The sequence below is a fragment of the Archangium gephyra genome (assembly GCF_049060025.1).
Taxonomy (GTDB): Bacteria; Myxococcota; Myxococcia; order Myxococcales; family Myxococcaceae; genus Archangium; species Archangium gephyra_A.
Genome location: NZ_JBMEQQ010000002.1, coordinates 234,959 through 252,435, shown reverse-complemented (window position 1 = coordinate 252,435; position 17,477 = coordinate 234,959). Strand labels below are relative to the sequence as shown.

Here is a 17,477-nt window from a genome sequence, read left to right as displayed (position 1 = left end):
CGACTCATGGGGAGGCGGGGCTGAACTCGGCGACGACCACGGTGATGTCATCCTGGGCCGGGAGGCCGGCGCTGAAGGCGCGGGCATCGGCCAGGATGGCGTCACGCAGGGCCTCGGCGGACAGGTGGGCGTTGGCTTGGAGGGCGGCGGCCAGCCGCTGGGTGCCGTACTGCTTCTGGCTGCCGTCCCGGCACTCGGTGAGGCCGTCGGTGTACCAGACGATGAGATCTCCGGGCCGGAGCTGGGCCTGGCGCGAGGTGTACTGGGACGAGGCCGAGGCGCCCAGCAGCGCGCCACGGGCCGGCAGCGAGGCCACCTGGCGGGACTGGCGGCTGAAGACGATGGGGCTGGGGTGGCCGCCGCTCGCGTAGTCGATGACGCCCGTCTCGGTGTCGATGACGGCCAGCGCGCTGGACATCTGGTGCTCGCCCCGGCCCATGTGGGCCATGGTGACGTTGAGCGAGGAGATGAGGAGCTGGGCGGAGATCTCCTCGGGCGGGCGCATGGTCATGGCGGCGGTGAAGCCGCTGGTGGCGCTGGTGGCCACCAGGGCGGTGGCGAGGCCGTGGCCGGTGACGTCACCGATGCCCACCACCACCCGCCGCTCGTCCAGGGCGGCGCGCATCCACCAGTCGCCGCCGCACGCGTCCGCGGTGACGACGAGGCCGGCGATGCGCAGCGGACCCGCCTGGAAGCCCTCACGGCCGGGCAGCAGCGTCTCCTGCACGGTGCGCGCGAGCGACACGTCGCGCTCCAACTGGGCCTTGGCGCGCACGTCCTCGAGCAGCACGCTGATGCGCTCGGCCATGTGGTTGAACACCACCCCGAGCGTGGTCACCTCGCGCCCGGCGCCCCGCACCTCCTCGGCGCGCGCGTTCAGGTCTCCGGCGGCCAGCTGCATCACCTTGCCGGTGAGCACGCCCAGCGGCCGGGTGATGCGGCGGCTCTGGATGGCCACCAGCACGCCGGCCACCAGGAGGAAGCCCAGGCCCAGGCCCGCCATGGTGGTGGCGTTGCGGCGCAGCGACTCGCGCTTGGCCAGCTCCAGCGCGTGGAGCTGCTTCTGCAGCGACTCCAGCGAGTAGCTGATGAGCACCACGCCCTTGCCGCTCTGGGAGCCGTAGTCGATGGGCTCCTGGTACTCGATGATGGGCTTGCCCTGGTAGAGGGCCGGACCCCAGCGCCGCTCCGGCTTGCGCTCGGTGGTGCTGCCCAGCTTCGCGTCCTCGGCCGAATCCGCGGCGAGCTGGCTGTCCGCGTCGTAGATCTGCACGCGGAGGATGTTGGGGTTGTCGGAGATGATGGAGCGCGCCACCTCGCCGAGGAAGGCGTAGTTGTTGTCGCGCAGCGACGTGGCGGACGTGAGCGACAGGGTGTGGCTGAGCGTCTGGCCCAGCTCGATGGCCTGGCTGTTCACGTGCTCGTTGAAGCGGGTGGACGTCTCCTCGAACTGGCTCTTGGCGGAGACCCAGGCCACCGAGGCCAGCAGGCCCACGACGAGCCCCACCAGCACGCCGGTGGTGACGAAGAGGAGCTGATCCAACCGCATGCCGCGGATGGCGGCCACATCGGGGAGCTCACCGGCCTCCAACGGGGCGACGATGGTGCCCGTCATCTCCGGGTGGAACGGGGAGATCCTCGTCGAGGTCTGGCCCACCGCGCGCGTGGCGGTTCCAGTGAGGGTGGGCTCGTGCTGCTCGAACGACCCGTTGGGAGGGGGCTGGGACGGCAGGGGGGCGTTGGACAAGGCGGACTCTGAATCGGCGCTGGGGGAGGCGCGACGGCTAACGAATTCTTGGAAGCCGGGCGACTCTAGCGCAGTTTTCCGCTGGCGCGAGTCCCCCTATCGGTAGGGAGGTGTAGTTCTCCAGGCCCTCCCGAGTAGGATTTCGCTGGCAGTGCGGTGGCCGCTCACGAGGGGCGGCCGCCCGGGGGGGCCGAGCGCGGCAGGCGGACAGTGAAAGTGGTCCCCTCCCCTTCCGAGGAGGACACCTCGACGCTCCCCCCGTGGGCCCGGGCGATGTGGTCCACGATGTAGAGGCCCAGCCCCACGCTGCGGCCCGCCTTGTCCACCTCGGTGGTGGCCCGCCTCAGGGGTTGGAAGAGGAGGGGCAGCTTGTCCGCGGGGATGGGGGTGCCGGTGTTGTGCACCCGGAGGAACACCCAGCCATCCACCCCCCGGGCCTCCACGCGCACGCGGCTGTCGGCCGGGCTGTACTTGAGGGCGTTGGTCACCAGGTTCGTCACCACCTGGGCGATGCGGTCGCCGTCCCACTCGCCCCGGGTGTCGCCCTCCCGGTGCACCTCGATGGTGCGCTCGGGCCAGGCCGCCTCGACCTCCAGCACCATCTGGAGGATGAGCGGCGCCAGCTCCAGGGGCCGGCGTTCCACGCGCAGGCCGCCCCCCAGGCGCGCCTGGGTGAAGTCCAGCAGGGCCTTCACCAGGCGCACCGCGCGCTGGGCCGAGGACTGGATGCGCACCACGCTCTTCATCTGCCGCTCGCCCAGGCCCTCCTGGCCCAGCAGGGCGTGGGTGCCCAGGAGGATGGCGCTCAGGGGGTTGCGCAGGTCATGGGAGACGATGCCGATGAGCTGCTGCTCGAAGTCGGCCCGCGCCTTGGCCTCCGCCTCCATCGTCTTGCGCGCCGTGACGTCCATGCCGGTCCCCAGGAAGCGCGTGGGCCGCCCCGAGCCATCGAAGTGCACCTGGCCCTGCGTGCTCACCCACCGCAGCGTCCTGCCCTCCGGGGAGGCGATGCGGTACTCGACGGCGAGCACCCCCGGGCCACCCGGGGCCATCGCCCGGCATGCGAGCCGATTCACGCGCTCCCGGTCCTCGGGATGCACGCACGAGTGGAGCGTGGGGTAATCGATGGGGGCGTCCGCCGGCAGCCCGAAGAGGGCGCGCATGCGCTCGTCCCACACCAGCGTGCGGGCCGTGAGGTTCATGTCCCACGTCCCCATCTCCATGGCCGCCATGGCCAGGCGCAGCCGCTCCTCGGCGGCGCGCACCTCCTCGGCGGCGAGCGCCTCCGTCCGCTGGCGGGCCCGCACCAGCTCCGTCACGTCCGAGGCGACGACGATGATGCCCTCCACGTGGCCCTGGCTGTCGCGCCTGGGCTCGTAGACGAAGTTGAAGTACACGTCCTCGACGGCCCCACCCTCCAGGCGCGCCACCCGAACGGGCAGCTCCTTGCCGACGTAGGGCACCCCGGTGGTGAGCACCCGCGCCAGGAGCTCCTCGACCCCCTGATTGACGATCTCCGGAAGGGCCTCGAACAGGGGCTTGCCCAGCACCTGCTCGGGGCGGCGGCCCCAGATGCGGCACACCAGGGGGTTGGCCAGCTCGACGACGTAGCGGGGGCCCTGGAGGATGGTGATGGCGGTGGGCGCCTGCATGAACACCGCATGCAGCGAGGCCCGCTGACGCTCGGCTTCCGCGCGGGACCGGGCGGCCAGGGCGAGCGACTCGTCCCGGGCGCGCACCGCCTCGCGCAGCTCCTGGTTGGTGGCCTGGAGGAAGGCCTGGCCCCGCCGGAGGGCGTCCTGCTCCAGGTGCGGGCTCTGGCCCGGGGGAGCCGCCGTGGGCGCACGTGCTTCGCCGCCCTGGAGGGACAGGCGCACGAAGTCCGTCACGTCCTCCGTCCGGTGGATGAGGTAGCGCACCTCGCCCTCGGGAGAGAGCACGGGGGAGTTGAGGGTGATCCAATACCGCTCGTCGAAACCACTCCCCTCGGACTCGGGACGCCGGATGTCGTACTTCAGCACGGGCATGGAGTCCGGCGCGCGCAGGGCCATGACCCGCTCGAGCGAGGCGCGCACGTTGCGCGTACTGGTGGCGCCCGGGTCCGCCGGGTTGTCGGGGAACACCTCGAAGAGCGGGCGGCCGAGGAGGCGCTCGCGCGTCGTCATGGTGACCCGCAGGTAGGCGTCACTCACCGCCACGATGGTGAAGTCCGCGTCCGGCGCGAGGACGAGGAAGGAGCCCGGGCTCTGCTCGAAGAGCAGTTGGAAGTCAGGAGGGAACGGCGCGGACATGGTGGAGACGTGTGTACTCAGTGCCCGTTCAAAACCATCCCAGGCGCTTCTCTTGAAGCACTTTCGAGGTGGGCCTCCTCGCTCGGTGCCCTCAATACTCGTAGTCGACTACGAGTGAGGTGTGTTTTCATCCTACACCACTCGTAGTCGACTACGAGTGAGGTGGCGGCAACCCCCGTGGGCCGTGGAAGTCGACTACAACGCCCCTATCTGCGGGCGCCTGGGAGTGAGGTGTGCCCCTGGGAGGTCCTTGGGTGAGCCTGGACAAGCGCGCGCGTTCCTTCGGTCAGTGGCTCGTGCTGGGCTCGGTGGTGGGCGTGGTGTGCGGGGTGGCGTCGGCGGTGTTCCTCTACCTGCTGGACGTGGCCACGGAGGTGCGCACCCGGAACGAGGCGCTCGTCTACGCGCTGCCGCTGGCGGGCCTGGCCATCGGGGCCGTCTACGCGCGGTGGGGCACGCCCATCCGGGGCGGCAACAACCTGGTGCTGGACACCGTGCACGAGGGTGACAAGCAACTGCCCCTGCGCATGGCGCCCATGGTGCTGGTGGGCACGGTGCTCACGCACCTCTTCGGAGGCAGCGCCGGGCGCGAGGGCACCGCGGTGCAGATGGGGGCCAGCCTCGCCGACGCGGTGGCCCACCGCTTCCGGGTCTCGCCCGCCACGCGCCGTGAGCTGCTGGCCGCGGGCATCGCCGGGGGGTTCGGCTCCGTCTTCGGCACGCCCATCGCGGGCACCGTCTTCGGGCTCGAGGTCGTCTGCGTGGGGCGCATGAGCTACGAGGCCCTGGTGCCCGCGCTGGTGGCCTCGGTGGTGGGAGACCTCGTCACCCGCTCGCTCGGCATCCACCACACGCTCTACCCCACCCCGGCGGCGCTGCCCCTCTCGCCCGAGGTGCTCGGCAAGTGGCTCGTCTTCGGGGTGGTGGTGGCGCTGGTGGCCGTGGTCTTCGTGGAGGGCGTGCACCTCCTCAAGAAGCGGCTGGAGAAGGCCGTCCCCTCGCTGCCCCTGCGCATGGCGCTCGGGGGCGCGGCGGTGGTGGTCCTCTGGAAGCTGGTGGGCACGAGCGCGTACCTCGGCCTGGGCGTGCCCACCATCGAGCGGGCCTTCGTGGACCCCACCCTGCCCTCCAGCGCCTTCGCCCTCAAGCTGCTCTTCACCGCCGTCACGCTGGGGGCGGGCTTCCTCGGCGGTGAGGTCACCCCGCTCTTCTTCGTGGGCGCGGCGCTCGGCAACGTGCTGGCGCGGGTGCTCGACCTGCCGTTGGACCTGGCCGCGGGCGTGGGGCTCGCCGCGCTCTTCGGGGCCGCCGCCAACACCCCGCTGGCCCTGTCCCTCATGGCCGTGGAGCTGCTCGGCGCGGGGGTGCTGCCCCACGTCGTCATCGTCACCGTCACCGCCTACCTCCTCACGGGGCAACGGGGCATCTACCCCTCGCAGCGGATTGCCCGCCTCAAACACGGAGGGCCCCTGCTCTCGCGGCTGGTGCCCCTGCGGGACGTGGAGTCCGCTCCAGACAGGTCCCCACCTGGCGCCCCGCCGGAGGAGTGAGCCGGCCCTGGCCGCTTTCGTTCCCCGCCGCCGCGGTGCACCCCTCCCAGTGCCCGGAGAGGGGCTCCGGTCCGCTCGCGGTGGGGCTGGCCTCCGTGTTGCACACCGCCACGGAATGACGCCATTCCTGTCCGCGCCCTCCCGTCTCTCCCTGCTCCTGCTGCTGCTGCTCGCGCCCGGCGTGGGCCTCGCCAGCCCACGGGCCACGCCCCCTGCCCCGAGCGCCGGCACCTCGTGGGAGGCCCGGCCGCTGGCGGCCCCCTCCGGCCTGCCCGGCACGGCGGCGCGCGCGCCCCTGCGGCTGAGCGGAGATGACTCCTCCTCCCTGGAGACCAAGCCCCCTCCCCCTTCCCGGGGCCTGCGCATCCTGGCGGAGACGGGGGCCGGCCTGCTGACGGGCACGGCCAGCGGAGCCGCCGGCCTGGTGCTCGGCTACCAGCTCTGTCAGAAGGGTTTCTTCGGCCCCACCAGCGGCTGGCTCTCCTGCATCGGAGAGGCCGTTCTCACCGCGTTCGCGACCAGCTCCATCGGGTTTGGCCTGGGCGTCTGGTGGGGCGGCCAGTTGGCCGGTGGGAAGGGGAAGCTGCTCGGCCTGCTGGCCGGATGGGGCGTGGGTGCCCTCGCGGGCCTCCTCTTGTCCCTGCCGCTCGAACGGCCGATCTCGGTGAGCAGCATCTTGTTCGCCGTGACCGGCTCGATGATTGGCTCCATCGTGGGCTACGAGCTGTCGCAGCGGTCGCCGGAGCCCGGCCTCCAGGCCATGGCCTCCCCGCGCCCCCGCCTCCAGCCGATGCTGGCCTTCTCCCCGCACGGCGCGGTGGTGGGCCTGGGCGGCTCCTTCTGAAGCCCTGCCCCAGAGAGCACCGGAGTTGACGGGCCGTGCGTACAGCCCCCTCTGCGCACCTGTACCGCGCTCTACACAGGCCCCCAGGTGCGTGGGGCCCCCCCGGCCCCGCGGGAGCGGGGGCCGCCCCTCCGCGAGACCACCCAGCGGCGCCGCCCCATCAGCCGGCCTGTTCGCTGCCAGCAGCCCTCCCGGCGGACGTGCGGGCCGGCTCACGCGGTGCGTGAACCGCCCGTGACACGGCCTCCGCCTGTGCCGCAGCGCGGCATGTCCGGAGGACGTAAACCCACCCCGGGTCCTTGAGCTTCCGGGCCGCCTTTGGGGTATAGGGGGCCCGTTCTTTACTCCTGACTAGAGAGACGCGCGTGCCAAAACCCCGCCTCCTCAACCGCGAAGAAGAGTCGCTCCCGCTCGATCGGGAGCTGCTGGTCCGGATGCACGACCTGATGGTGAAGGCGCGCGTCCTCGAAGAGCGCCTCATCCAGATGTACAAGCAGGGCCACGGGTACTTCTGGATTGGCGGCCCGGGTGAGGAGGCCTTCAACGTGCCCCTCGGCCTGCTGATGAAGAAGGGCCAGGGCCCGGCCTACGACTACCTGCACGCGCACTACCGCCAGTCGGCCACGATGATGGCGCTGGGCGAGGACCCCATCGGCGCGATGCGGCAGATGAAGAACGTGGCGTCGGACCCCTACTCCGGCGGCCGCAACTTCGCGGGCCACTTCTCCAAGCGCGAGTGGAACATCGCTCCGGTGTCCTCCCCCATCGAGGTGCAGTACGCGATGGCCCCGGGCACGGCGCTGGTGCAGAAGCGCCACGGCGGCGACGGCATCACCATCGTCACCGGCGGTGACGCGGGCACGGCCGAGGGCGATTTCGCCTCGTGCCTGGTGTGGAGCTTCGCGCAAGGGCAACGAGCTGCCCGTGCTGATGATCGTCACCAACAACAAGTGGGGCATCTCCACGTCGGCCGAGGGCCAGCACGGCGAGACGAACGTGGCGGATCGCGGCAAGGCCTTCAACATGCGCACCAAGACGATCGATGGGAACGATCCCATCAACGCGTACCTGGAGCTGCAGGAGGCCATGGAGTACGTGCGCAAGGAGCGCAAGCCCTTCCTGCTGGAGGCCGTGGTGTCGCGCCTGTACGGCCACTCCTCCGCGTCCGGCGCCAACATGGTGGGCAACGAGCAGGACTGCCTCACCGTGTTCGAGGCCCGGCTGGAGAAGCACGGCATCCTCTCGCGCAAGGAGATGGACGACCTGCGCAACCGCTACACCGAGGACATGGCCGCCATGGCCCGTCAGGTCATCCAGGAGCCGCTGCCCGGCCCCGAGACCATCTGGAACCACATCTACGCGGAGAGGAAGTAACCCATGGCCAACATGGCTCAGGCCGTTCGCATGGCCCTGCACTACGCCGAGGAGCACCTCGGCGTCACCGACATCTTCGGCGAGGACGTGGGCGCTCCCCTGGGCGGCGTCTTCACCGCCACGCAGGGCCTCAAGACGGCGTGGAACTCCCCCCTGGACGAGCGCGGCATCATCGGCATGGCCATCGGTCTGGCCATGGCCGGTGCGAAGCCCGTCGCCGAGATCCAGTTCGCCGACTACATCTACAACACCATCGATCTGCTGAAGATCGCCGGCAACACGTGCTGGGCCACCAACGGGGACTGGAACCTGCCCATGGTGGTGAAGACGCCGGTGGGCAGCGGCATCCGCGGCTCCATCTACCACTCGCACTCCTTCGACGCGACGGCCACGCACATTCCGGGCTGGAAGATCGTCATCCCCTCCAACCCGCTGGATGCGTACGGGCTGATGATCTCCGCCGTCCAGGAGATCAACCCCGTCATGTACCTGGAGCCCAAGGCGCTGCTGCGCATCAAGGGCGAGGAGCGGATTCCGGGCGAGCCGGACAACGACAAGCTGCTGTCGAAGATGATCGACGCGCCGCTGGGAGACCGCTCGCAGTGGAAGCCGCAGTGGCCGGAGCCTCGAGGCGTACGCGGTGCCCATCGGCAAGGGCAAGGTGGTGCGCGCGGGCTCGCAGGTGACGGTGGTGAGCTACGGCCGCACGCTGCCCCTGTGCAAGAAGGCCGCGGACGACCTGGCCTCCGAGGGCGTGGATGCCGAGGTCATCGACATGCGCACCCTGTGGCCGTACGACTGGGAGCTGATCAAGGGCTCGGTGGAGAAGACGGGCCGGGTGCTGTACGTGAACGAGGACACCGAGGTGACCAACTTCGGGGAGCACCTGGTGCGCCGCACGGTGGAGGAGCTCTTCTACAAGCTGGTGGCGCCTCCCCGCCTGCTGGCCGGCAAGTTCGTGCCGGGCATCGGCCTGGCCGACACGCTGGAGATGGCCTCGGTGCCCCAGCAGGGGGACATCACCGCCGCCATCCGCACGCTGGCGGCCGAGCAGCCCTGATTCTCGTACCTGAAGAAACGATGTAGGCGAGTGAGGGCGGCCCGGAGAAACATCCGGAGCCGCCCTCTGCCTTTGCGAGGTAGCCCGCGCCTAGTAGAGTGGGTGGGCCGTGCAACCGACGCCAAACAGAACCCCTGCCCCGGACGCTCCCCCCTTCCGCATCCGCCGCGCTCGCCGCGGTGACGCCGAGAGCCTGGCCGCGCTCCTGCGCGAAATGGGCTACGCCCACGGCTCGGATGCCCAGACGGTCCACTGGGTCATCAGCCATCCCGAGATCGAAATCTTCGTAGCGGCGGACACCCAGGATCGCCCCGTGGGCATGGTGTCGCTGTCGCACCGGCCGCAGTTGCGGCTGCGCGGGCGCATCGCCACGGTGGACGAGCTGGTGGTGACGGAGTCCTGGCGGCGCCGCGGCGTGGGCCGGGCGCTCATGCAGCAGGTGCTGGAGCGGTGCGGCGCGAGGGCCCTGAGCGTGAAGCGGCTCGAGGTGAGCGCCTACGCGCTGGAGGAGCTGCGGGGCTTCTACGTGTCCTGCGGCTTCGTGCAGGTTGACAACCTGGTGCTGCGCCACGCGGATCTGGAGCGCCTGCACGGGCAGTAGGCACCACCCGGCGGGGCGCCCCGTGAAGGTGCCCCGCCGTAGTACCGCGTCTCAGCGCTTGAAGCTGGCCACCACGCGCTGCAGGCGGACCTGGTCGGCTTCGGAGACACCGACGAAGCGCACCCCGATGGCCTCGGCGTCATCCCGCACCCAGGAGATGATGCCCTCGAGGTCGAAGTCCTCCCCGCTCACCGTCATCGCCAGGCGCACGTGCGCGCCCACGTCGTAGGAGCGGCGCGTGCGCAGGCACAGGCCTCCCGCCGACAGGTTGAGCGAATAGGCGCGCAGCGCACGCGCGGCGTCCTCCGGGTCCTGGAAGCGGACATCGAATGTCGCCGTCACCCGCTCGTGGACCCTCCGGTTGGCCCCCGCCACCGCCGACATCTCCGCAGCCTCGGCCGTTTTCATGGTCATGCGCACTGATTCCCTCGGGCGTGTTTCGGATGGAAGCTCCTGTAACGGGAAACAGCCGCTCCAGGACTTCGTCAGGCCGGCAAGTGTCCGCTGTCCCCCAGGTTCTATACAAGGGGGGCCCGTTTCTCCCCGGACGTCTTATTAGTCACGTTCGTCACTCCAGCAGGGGCCAGGAATGCGGGCGAACGTGCTTCTCTTGAGCGGTGTCCTCGTGGTGGGGCTGATGGCCGGGGGCTGCCGCGACGGCAACCCCGGAAGCCCCGGGAACGACGCGGGCCTCGCCGATGGTGGGGGCGGGGGTGGAAACGGGGACGGAGGGACGACGGACCCCGGAGATGGCGGCGGGACGGCCTGGGCCTGCGACGTGGAGCGGCAGCAGGGTTGTGACGCGGGCGCGATCTGCCTGCGGGGCCTGCTGGAGGACGGTGGACAGGGAAACCGCTGCTTCCCGGGAGAGTGCGATCCGGTGGCGCAGGACTGTCCCTCGGGGGAGAAGTGCACCTACGTCCGCCAGGGGAGCGTGGCGAGCCGCCGCTGCGTGCCGGACGGAACGGTGACGGAGGGCGGGGCCTGCCAGAGCACCGCGACGCCCGAGGGCGACTTCTACGACACGTGCAAGGCGGGGCTGTCCTGCACGGACTCTCCGGCGGCGGACGGGGGCACCCTCTTCACGTGCGAGAAGTTCTGCCGCGCCGGCGAGCAGTGCACGGCGCCGGAGGATTGCACCGAGGTGCTGCGCTTCACGGGCTCGGACGAGCTGCCGAGGGTGTGTGGGGAGGCGGCGCCGGCGTGTGAGCTGCTGGCGCAGGGCTGCGCGAGCCCGCTCGGCTGCTACCCGTCGCCGGGGAGCGGGCCGGTGTGCGTGACGGCGGGGACGGTGGAGGACGGAGCCGCGTGCACGTACTCGAATGACTGCCGGCCGGGGAGCGCCTGCGTGACGGAGGGAGCGGGACGGACGTGCCGCCGCCTGTGCCGGTCGCCCTCGGGAGAGCCGGGCTGCACGGCGGGACGTTGCGAGCCCCTGCGAGACTTCACGGGAGTGGGGGCCTGCGTGCCGTGAGCCGGGGCCTCGTGTGGTTGATGGCGGCCGCCGCGGGCCTCTCGGTCGCGAACCTCTACTACCACCAGCCCCTGCTCGGAGACATCGGACGGACGTTCCAGGCCTCGGACCGGGCGCTGGGGCTCATCCCCACCGTGTCCCAGGTGGGCTACGCGCTGGGCCTGCTGCTCATCGTTCCGCTGGGAGACAGCCTCGAGCGGCGGCGCATCATCGTCATCATGTCCGCCCTGGTGAGCCTCGCGCTGGTGGGCGTGGCCGTGGCGCCGGACCTGCCGTGGATGGTGGCCGCGAGCGGCCTGGTCGGCGTGACGACGGTGGTGCCCCAGTTGCTGGTGCCCTTCGCCGCGAACCTCGCGCCCGCGGCCTCGCGGGGACGCGTGGTGGGCACGGTGATGAGCGGGCTGCTCATCGGCATTCTGCTGTCGCGTACCGCCTCGGGCTTCCTCGGGGTGAGGTTCGGCTGGCGGGCCATGTTCTGGATCGCCGCGGCGTTGATGCTCGTGCTGACGGGGGTGCTGCGGCTCACGCTGCCGAAGCAGCCCGTGAGCGCCACCCTGCCCTACCCCGCCCTGCTGCGCTCGCTGGGAGGGCTCGTGCGCGAGGAGCCCGTGCTGCGGCTGCACTCGCTGCTGGGCGCGCTCACCTTCGGAGGCTTCAGCGCCTTCTGGGCCACGCTCGCGCTCCATCTCCAGGCGATGCCCCAGCATTATGGGCCCCAGGTGGCGGGACTGTTCGGGGTGGTGGGCGTGGCCGGTGCCGTCGCCGCGCCGCTGGCGGGCCGCTACGCCGACGTGCGCGGAGACCGGCGCATCAACGCGCTCGCCATCGGCATCCTGCTGCTGTCCTTCGGGGTGCTCGGTGTGGGGGGCCAGTGGCTGTGGGGACTGGCGCTCGGCGTCATCCTCCTGGACCTGGGCGCGCAGGCCAACCACATCTCCAACCAGACGCGCGTCTATGCGCTGCGCCCCGAGGCCCGTAACCGGCTCAACACCGTGTACATGGTGACGTACTTCGCGGGCGGCGCCACGGGCGCCTGGCTGGGGAGCCTGGCCTGGAGCCTCTGGGGGTGGAGCGGCGTGTGTGCCGTGGGCGCGGCCATGGCGCTCATGGGCCTGGTGGCACTGGGGCTCGCCGGGGCACGGCGTCCGGCGGGTTGAACGGGCAGCGGAACGGGGGCCCTACACCCTCACCCCGACCCTCTCCCAGGGGGAGAGGGAGGAGTGTTCACCCCGTGTTGCGCATGCCCGCGGCGATACCGGCCAGCGTGAGCAGCAGCGGGCGATCGATGTTCGCCGCTCCCGCCCGCTTGCGCCGCAGCAGCTCCACCTGGAGGAAGGACATGGGGTCCACGTAGGGGTTGCGCAGGGAGATGCTCTCTCGCAACTGCCGGTTGCTCTCCAGGATGCGTGCCTCGCCCGTCACGCGCTTCACCCAGCGGCGGGTGCGTGAATACTCGGCGCGGATGCGCTCCCACAACGGGCGCGTGGAGTCGGGCGCCAGCGCCGCGTAGCGCGACGCGATGGCCATGTCCGACTTCGCGAGCACCATCGCCACGTTGTCGATGACCGTGCGGAAGAAGGGCCACTGCCGGTACATCCGCTTGAGCTGCGCGAGGCCCTCGGGCCGCGAGCCGTACTCCTCCAGCGCCGTACCCACCCCGAACCACCCCGGCAGGATGGCGCGGTTCTGCGTCCAGGCGAACACCCAGGGGATGGCTCGCAGCGACTCCAGTCCTCCCGCGGCGCGCTTGCTCGGCCTCGAGCCGATGGGCAGTGCGGCGATCTCCTCGATGGGCGTGGCCGCCTGGAAGAAGGGGACGAAGTTCGGGTCCTCCCAGACGAGCCCCCGGTAGGCCTTACGGCCCAGCTCCGCCAGCTCGTCGAAGGCGGCGCGGAATGGAGTCTCCTCCTCGGCCGCCACGCGCGGCTGCGCGTCCAGGGAGTGCAGTAGCACCCCGCTCAGCACCAGCTCCAGCGTGCGCCGGGCCAGCTCCGGCCGGGCGTACTTGTGATCCAACGCCTCGCCCTGCTCGGTGGCTTTGTACGAGCCCGCGACACTTCCAGGAGGCAGCGCCAGGATGGCCTCGTGCGCGGGACCGCCGCCCCGGGCCACCGTCTCGCCCCGGCCGTGGAAGAGCCGCAGCTGCACACCCGCCTCGTGCGCCACCCGGGTGAGCGCCGTCTGGGCCCGGTAGAGCGCCGCGCTCGCGGCCAGCAGCCCCACCTCCTTGCCCGAGTCGCTGTACCCCACCATCACCTCCTGCACGCCCCGGGCTTGCAGGTGCTTGCGGTACTCGGGGTGCGCGAACAGCTCGCGCAGGACGCGGGGGCCATCATCGAGCGCGCCGAGCTGCTCGAAGAGGGGCACCACGTCCACGGTGGCGCACCCACGCGCCTCGTCCCACAACCCCGACTTGCGCGCGCAGGTGAAGGCCGCGAGGACGTCCTCCGCCGTGGAGGCCATCGACAGGATGAGCGTGCGGCAACACCCCTCGCCGGACTCGGCCTGCGCCTCGCGCACCCGCTGCAGCACGGCCAGCAACCGCGCTCCGCCCTCGGTGGGCGCCGGTCCTCCCTCCAGCGACGCGGCGGCGCTGCGAGCGTCCTCGGCGGGCGCGCGCGCCTCCAGCTCGGCCAGGTGAAAGCCCATGACCCGCACCCGGGCGATGAGGCGGCGCACCTGCCTCAGTCCGGCATGCCGCGACTTCGCATCGACGAGCGAGCGCTCCAGGATCTCCAGATCGCGCAACATCTCCATGGGCGAGCGGTAGGCGGAGGGCGCCAGGGGCTCGGTACGGCCGGCGCGGCGGCCCTCGACGTATTCCAGGGCGGCCTGGAGGCGGGCCTCCATGAAGCGCAGCTTGCGGCGCCAGGGCTCGCCCGTGGTGCGCGAGCCGTAGCGGGCCATCACCTCCGGCAGATCCGTGGCGTCCTTCTCGAGCGAGGCCCGCAGCTCCTTCGACACGAAGGCATGCGGCTCGGCCTGGGTGAGCACCCACCCCAGCCGGTACACCTCGCCCAACAAGGCGCGCAGGCCGCGGGCGCGGTGGGCGCGCAGCGTGTCCGCGAGCACCTCCGGCGTCACCAGCGGGTTGCCATCCATGTCTCCGCCCACCCACGAGTGCAGGCGCACCGGCGTGGCGAGCACGCCCAGCGGCTCTCCGTAGGCCCGCTCGAAGGCCCAGTCGAGCGTCTCCGGCATGAGCGCGAGCTGCTCGGCGAGCACCTCCTCCACGTACCAGAGGACGTTCTTCACCTCGTCGCCCACGGTGGGCCGCTCGCGGCGCAGCTCGTCCGTCTGCCAGAGGGCGGTGATCTCCTCGCGCATGGACGCGAGGGTGTCGGCCCTCTCGCGAGGCGTCAGGTGGCCGCGGTCGCGCTCCTCGAGCAGCCGCGCCAGGCGGTAGACCTTCTGCAGCACCGTGCGGCGCGCCGCCTGGGTGGGGTGCGCGGTGAGGGTGAGCGTCACCCGCATGGAGACGATCATCTCCCGCACCCGCGAGGCGGGGATGCCCGCCTGCCTCAGCGACTGCATTACCGCGTCGAGCGAGCCGCGCTGGAACTGGCCCTGGAAGCCACCGCTGGCATGCTCGCGGGTGCGGCGGATGCGGTGGTGTTGCTCGGCGAGGTTGGCCAGGCGGAAGTAGGTGGAGAAGGCGCGCAGCACGGGCTCGGCCCGCTCCAGGGGCATCTCCCGGAGCAGCGCGGCCAGCTCGGAGGCGGCCGCCCGGCGCTCGAGCTTCGGCCCGCGCCGGCGCTGGATGGCGAGGCGCCGGACGCGCTCCTCCAGATCGAAGAGGGCCTGGCCCTCCTGTTCGATGAGGACTTCACCGAGCAGCCGGCCCAGGAGCCGGACGTCCCGGCGCAACTGCGGATCCACATGACGGATGGAAGGCATACGGGGCGTGAAGCTAGTGCCACACCCCTGCCCCGGTCCACGTCCGAGAGAGGACCTAATCAGCAGCCGACGTTGTCACGTCCCGATCCGGCGCAGGGTGAGCAACGGACCGTCGTCCACCTTGCGTCCGGTGAGATCGATGGCGCAGTCGAGCATCCAGTCGGCGTGGCCCTCGGGGTCGAGGATGCGCTGCTGGGCCTCCCACTGGCGCGGGCCCGTCTCCTTGAGGAAGGTGTGGGCCGGCCGGCGCGCCTGCGGGGTGAGCACCACGGTCTTGTGCTCCTCGAAATAGGGCGTCATCGCCTCCCCGAGCTTCGTCGCCGTCCACTGCTCCCCGCCCTCGTCCTGCCGCAGCAGCGCCAGCGCGTCCGGGTAGCGCCTGTAGGCGAGCGCCCGCAGCAACCGGTGCAGTTCGTTGCGCACGTGCGCCGTGAAGGCCCGGGGATCGTCCGCGAGATCCTGCGGCTTGCGGTCCGGAGCCTCGGCCCGGCGGATGACCACCTCGTCCGGGTTCTTCATCCGCTCCCACTCCTCCAGGAGGCTCTGGTCCACGAAGCGGATCATCGCGCGCAGCCACTCGATGATCTCGGTGACCTCCTGGTTGCGGTAGCGCTCGGGCACCGTCTGGGTGAGCGCCTTGTAGACGTCACCCAGGTAGCGCAGCAGCACGCCCTCGCTGCGCTGCAGGCCGTACTCGCGCACGTAGTCGTGGAAGGACAGGTAGCGCTCGTACATGTCACGGACGATGGATTTGGGCCGGATGTTCTCCGCGCCCACCCACGGGTGCTTCTCCGTGAAGGCGTTGAAGGTGGTGTAGATGAAGTCCCGGTTCGGCTTGGGCCACTCGAGCTTCTCCAGCTCCTCCATCCGCTGGTCGTACTCCATGCCCTGGGCCTTCAGCTCGTTGATCTTCTGGCCCTTGAGCTCGTGGAGCTGGGCGTAGAGCACCACCTCCGGGTTCTCGCAGATGGACTCCACCAGCGTCACCACGTCCAGCGCGTACGTCTCCGCCTCGTGGTCCAGCTTGTTGAGCGTGTCCAGCAGGTAGAGCGACAGCGTCTGGTTGAGCGAGAAGTCCCGCTGCAGCCCCGGCGCCACCGCCACCGTCGCGCCCGAGCCGCCCTCGCCCTTCTGCACCAGCACCAGGCCCGCGTTGCGCAGCGTCCGGAAGCACGCCGCGGCCTCCTTCAGGTTGCGGCGCTTGATGTACTCCGAGCCGTGCGAGCGGAAGATGAGCCGCACCAGCCGCTGGTACCCCTCGGCGCCGCCCACCATCTCGCTCTGCAGCAGGTTGAGCAGGAAGCCGTGCGTCACCTCGAAGCGCGACTCCAGCGGCTCGGGGAGCCCCGTCTGCAGCCGCTCGAAGGTGCTCTTGTCGTAGTTGACGAAGCCCTTCTGCGGCGGAGGCTTGCGCGGCAGGCGCTTGCCGCCCTTGGCCTCCTTCTGGGCGATCTTCACGTTCTCGATGACGTGCTCGGGGGCCTGCGCCACCACGCTGCCCTGGGTGTCGAAGCCCTTGCGGCCCGCCCGCCCGGCGATCTGCTGGAAGTCACGCACGCTCAGCGTGGCCAGCTTGTCGCCGTTGAACTTGTAGAGCTGCGTGAAGAGCACCGTACGGATGGGGATGTTCACGCCCACGCCCAGCGTGTCCGTGCCGCTGATGACCTTGAGCAGGCCCGTCTGCGCCAGCCGCTCCACCAGCAGCCGGTACTTGGGCAGCAGGCCGGCGTGGTGCATGCCGATGCCGTGGCGCAGGAAGCGCTGGAAGTCCTTGCCGTAGGGCGTGTCGAAGGGCGCCTCCATCAGCGCCTGCCGGATGGCCTCCTTGTCCTCCTTGGTGGAGAAGTCCACGCTCATCAGGTTCTGCGCCTGCTCGGCCGCAGCGCGCTGCGAGAAGTTCACCAGGTAGATGGGCGCCTTCCCCAGCCGGATGAGGTCCTGGATGGTCTCGTGCAGCGGCGTCTCGCGGTACTCGAAGTCCAGCGGCACCGGGCGCTGCGCACTGCGCACGCTGGCCACCTCGCGGCCGGTGAACTCCTGCAGCTTCTCCTCGATGATGTGCGTGTCACCCAGCGTCGCCGACATCATCAGGAACGTGGTGCCCGGCAGGGTGATCAGCGGAATCTGCCAGGCGATGCCGCGCTCGCGGTCCGCGTAGTAGTGGAACTCGTCCATCACCACGTAGTCGGCGCGCAACATGGCGTCGCGCAGCCCCAGGTTGGACAGGATCTCCGCCGTGCAGCAGAGGATGGGCGCCTCGCGGTTGATGGCCGCGTCGCCGGTGAGCAGGCCCACGTTCTCCGGCCCGAAGGCCTCGCACAGCGCGAAGAACTTCTCGTTGACCAGCGCCTTGATGGGGCAGGTGTAGTAGGACACCTTACCCTCGGCCATGGCCTTGAAGTGGAGCGCCATGGCGACGAGCGACTTGCCCGAGCCGGTGGGCGTCTTGAGGAACAGGTGCTTGCCCCCCAGCAGCTCGAGGATGGCCTCCTCCTGCGCCGGGTAGAGGGTCAGACCGGTGGACTCCACCCAGCCCACGAAGCGGCTGAGGATCTCATCGGAATCCAGGGGGCCCTGCGAGCGGGCGGGCAGCAGCGCCGCGAGCGGCGCACGGGAGGTTTCGATCGTCACCATTGGTC

The 17,477-nt window shown here is 70.8% G+C and carries 10 protein-coding genes and 2 pseudogenes; 7 read left to right on the top strand and 5 right to left on the bottom strand.

Annotation, left to right across the window (positions count from 1 at the left end; genetic code table 11):
- Positions 1-4: 4 nt before the first annotated feature.
- Positions 5-1,615, bottom strand: coding sequence for a PP2C family protein-serine/threonine phosphatase (locus ACN28I_RS01250; protein WP_420948541.1), 1,611 nt, complete (start codon positions 1,613-1,615; stop codon positions 5-7).
- A gap of 296 nt (positions 1,616-1,911) precedes the next feature.
- Positions 1,912-4,038 carry a PAS domain-containing sensor histidine kinase gene (locus ACN28I_RS01245; RefSeq protein ID WP_420940350.1) on the bottom strand — a complete coding sequence of 709 codons (2,127 nt, stop codon included), beginning with the start codon at positions 4,036-4,038 and terminating at the stop codon, positions 1,912-1,914.
- A gap of 254 nt (positions 4,039-4,292) precedes the next feature.
- On the opposite strand from ACN28I_RS01245, the gene ACN28I_RS01240 reads away from it, so the two are divergent.
- From ACN28I_RS01240 to ACN28I_RS01220, 5 genes and pseudogenes are all read left to right on the top strand, one after another.
- On the top strand, positions 4,293-5,588 hold the full coding sequence (locus tag ACN28I_RS01240; RefSeq protein ID WP_420940349.1) for a chloride channel protein: 1,296 nt from the start codon (positions 4,293-4,295) through the stop codon (positions 5,586-5,588).
- Positions 5,589-5,703: 115 nt separating this feature from the next.
- The gene (locus ACN28I_RS01235) at positions 5,704-6,432 is read left to right on the top strand and encodes a hypothetical protein (protein ID WP_420940348.1); all 729 of its coding nucleotides are present in this window, start codon (positions 5,704-5,706) and stop codon (positions 6,430-6,432) included.
- 365 nt (positions 6,433-6,797) lie between these two features.
- Positions 6,798-7,806 (top strand): annotated as a pseudogene (locus ACN28I_RS01230) (thiamine pyrophosphate-dependent dehydrogenase E1 component subunit alpha).
- Between the two features lie 3 nt (positions 7,807-7,809).
- A pseudogene (locus tag ACN28I_RS01225) lies at positions 7,810-8,866 on the top strand (alpha-ketoacid dehydrogenase subunit beta).
- Between the two features lie 109 nt (positions 8,867-8,975).
- Entirely contained in the window at positions 8,976-9,467 is a 492-nt protein-coding gene (locus tag ACN28I_RS01220; RefSeq protein WP_420940347.1) for a GNAT family N-acetyltransferase, read from the top strand.
- A 51-nt stretch (positions 9,468-9,518) separates the two neighbouring features.
- Here the strand turns inward: ACN28I_RS01220 and ACN28I_RS01215 are convergent, their stop codons facing one another.
- On the bottom strand, positions 9,519-9,881 hold the full coding sequence (locus tag ACN28I_RS01215; protein WP_420940346.1) for a TIGR02266 family protein: 363 nt from the start codon (positions 9,879-9,881) through the stop codon (positions 9,519-9,521).
- 187 nt (positions 9,882-10,068) lie between these two features.
- Between ACN28I_RS01215 and ACN28I_RS01210 the strand changes: the two genes are divergently transcribed.
- On the top strand, positions 10,069-10,941 hold the full coding sequence (locus tag ACN28I_RS01210) for a hypothetical protein (RefSeq protein WP_420940345.1): 873 nt from the start codon (positions 10,069-10,071) through the stop codon (positions 10,939-10,941).
- 20 nt (positions 10,942-10,961) lie between these two features.
- Complete coding sequence (locus ACN28I_RS01205) at positions 10,962-12,098, top strand: MFS transporter (RefSeq protein WP_420948540.1); 1,137 nt, start codon at positions 10,962-10,964, stop codon at positions 12,096-12,098.
- A 67-nt stretch (positions 12,099-12,165) separates the two neighbouring features.
- Here ACN28I_RS01205 and ACN28I_RS01200 read toward each other — a convergent pair whose 3' ends face one another.
- Both ACN28I_RS01200 and ACN28I_RS01195 read right to left on the bottom strand, forming a co-directional pair.
- Positions 12,166-14,838 (bottom strand): phosphoenolpyruvate carboxylase, encoded by a 2,673-nt coding sequence (locus ACN28I_RS01200; RefSeq protein ID WP_420940344.1) that lies wholly within the window; start codon positions 14,836-14,838, stop codon positions 12,166-12,168.
- Positions 14,839-14,913: 75 nt separating this feature from the next.
- Positions 14,914-17,472 (bottom strand): DEAD/DEAH box helicase, encoded by a 2,559-nt coding sequence (locus ACN28I_RS01195; RefSeq protein ID WP_420940343.1) that lies wholly within the window; start codon positions 17,470-17,472, stop codon positions 14,914-14,916.
- Positions 17,473-17,477: the final 5 nt, after the last annotated feature.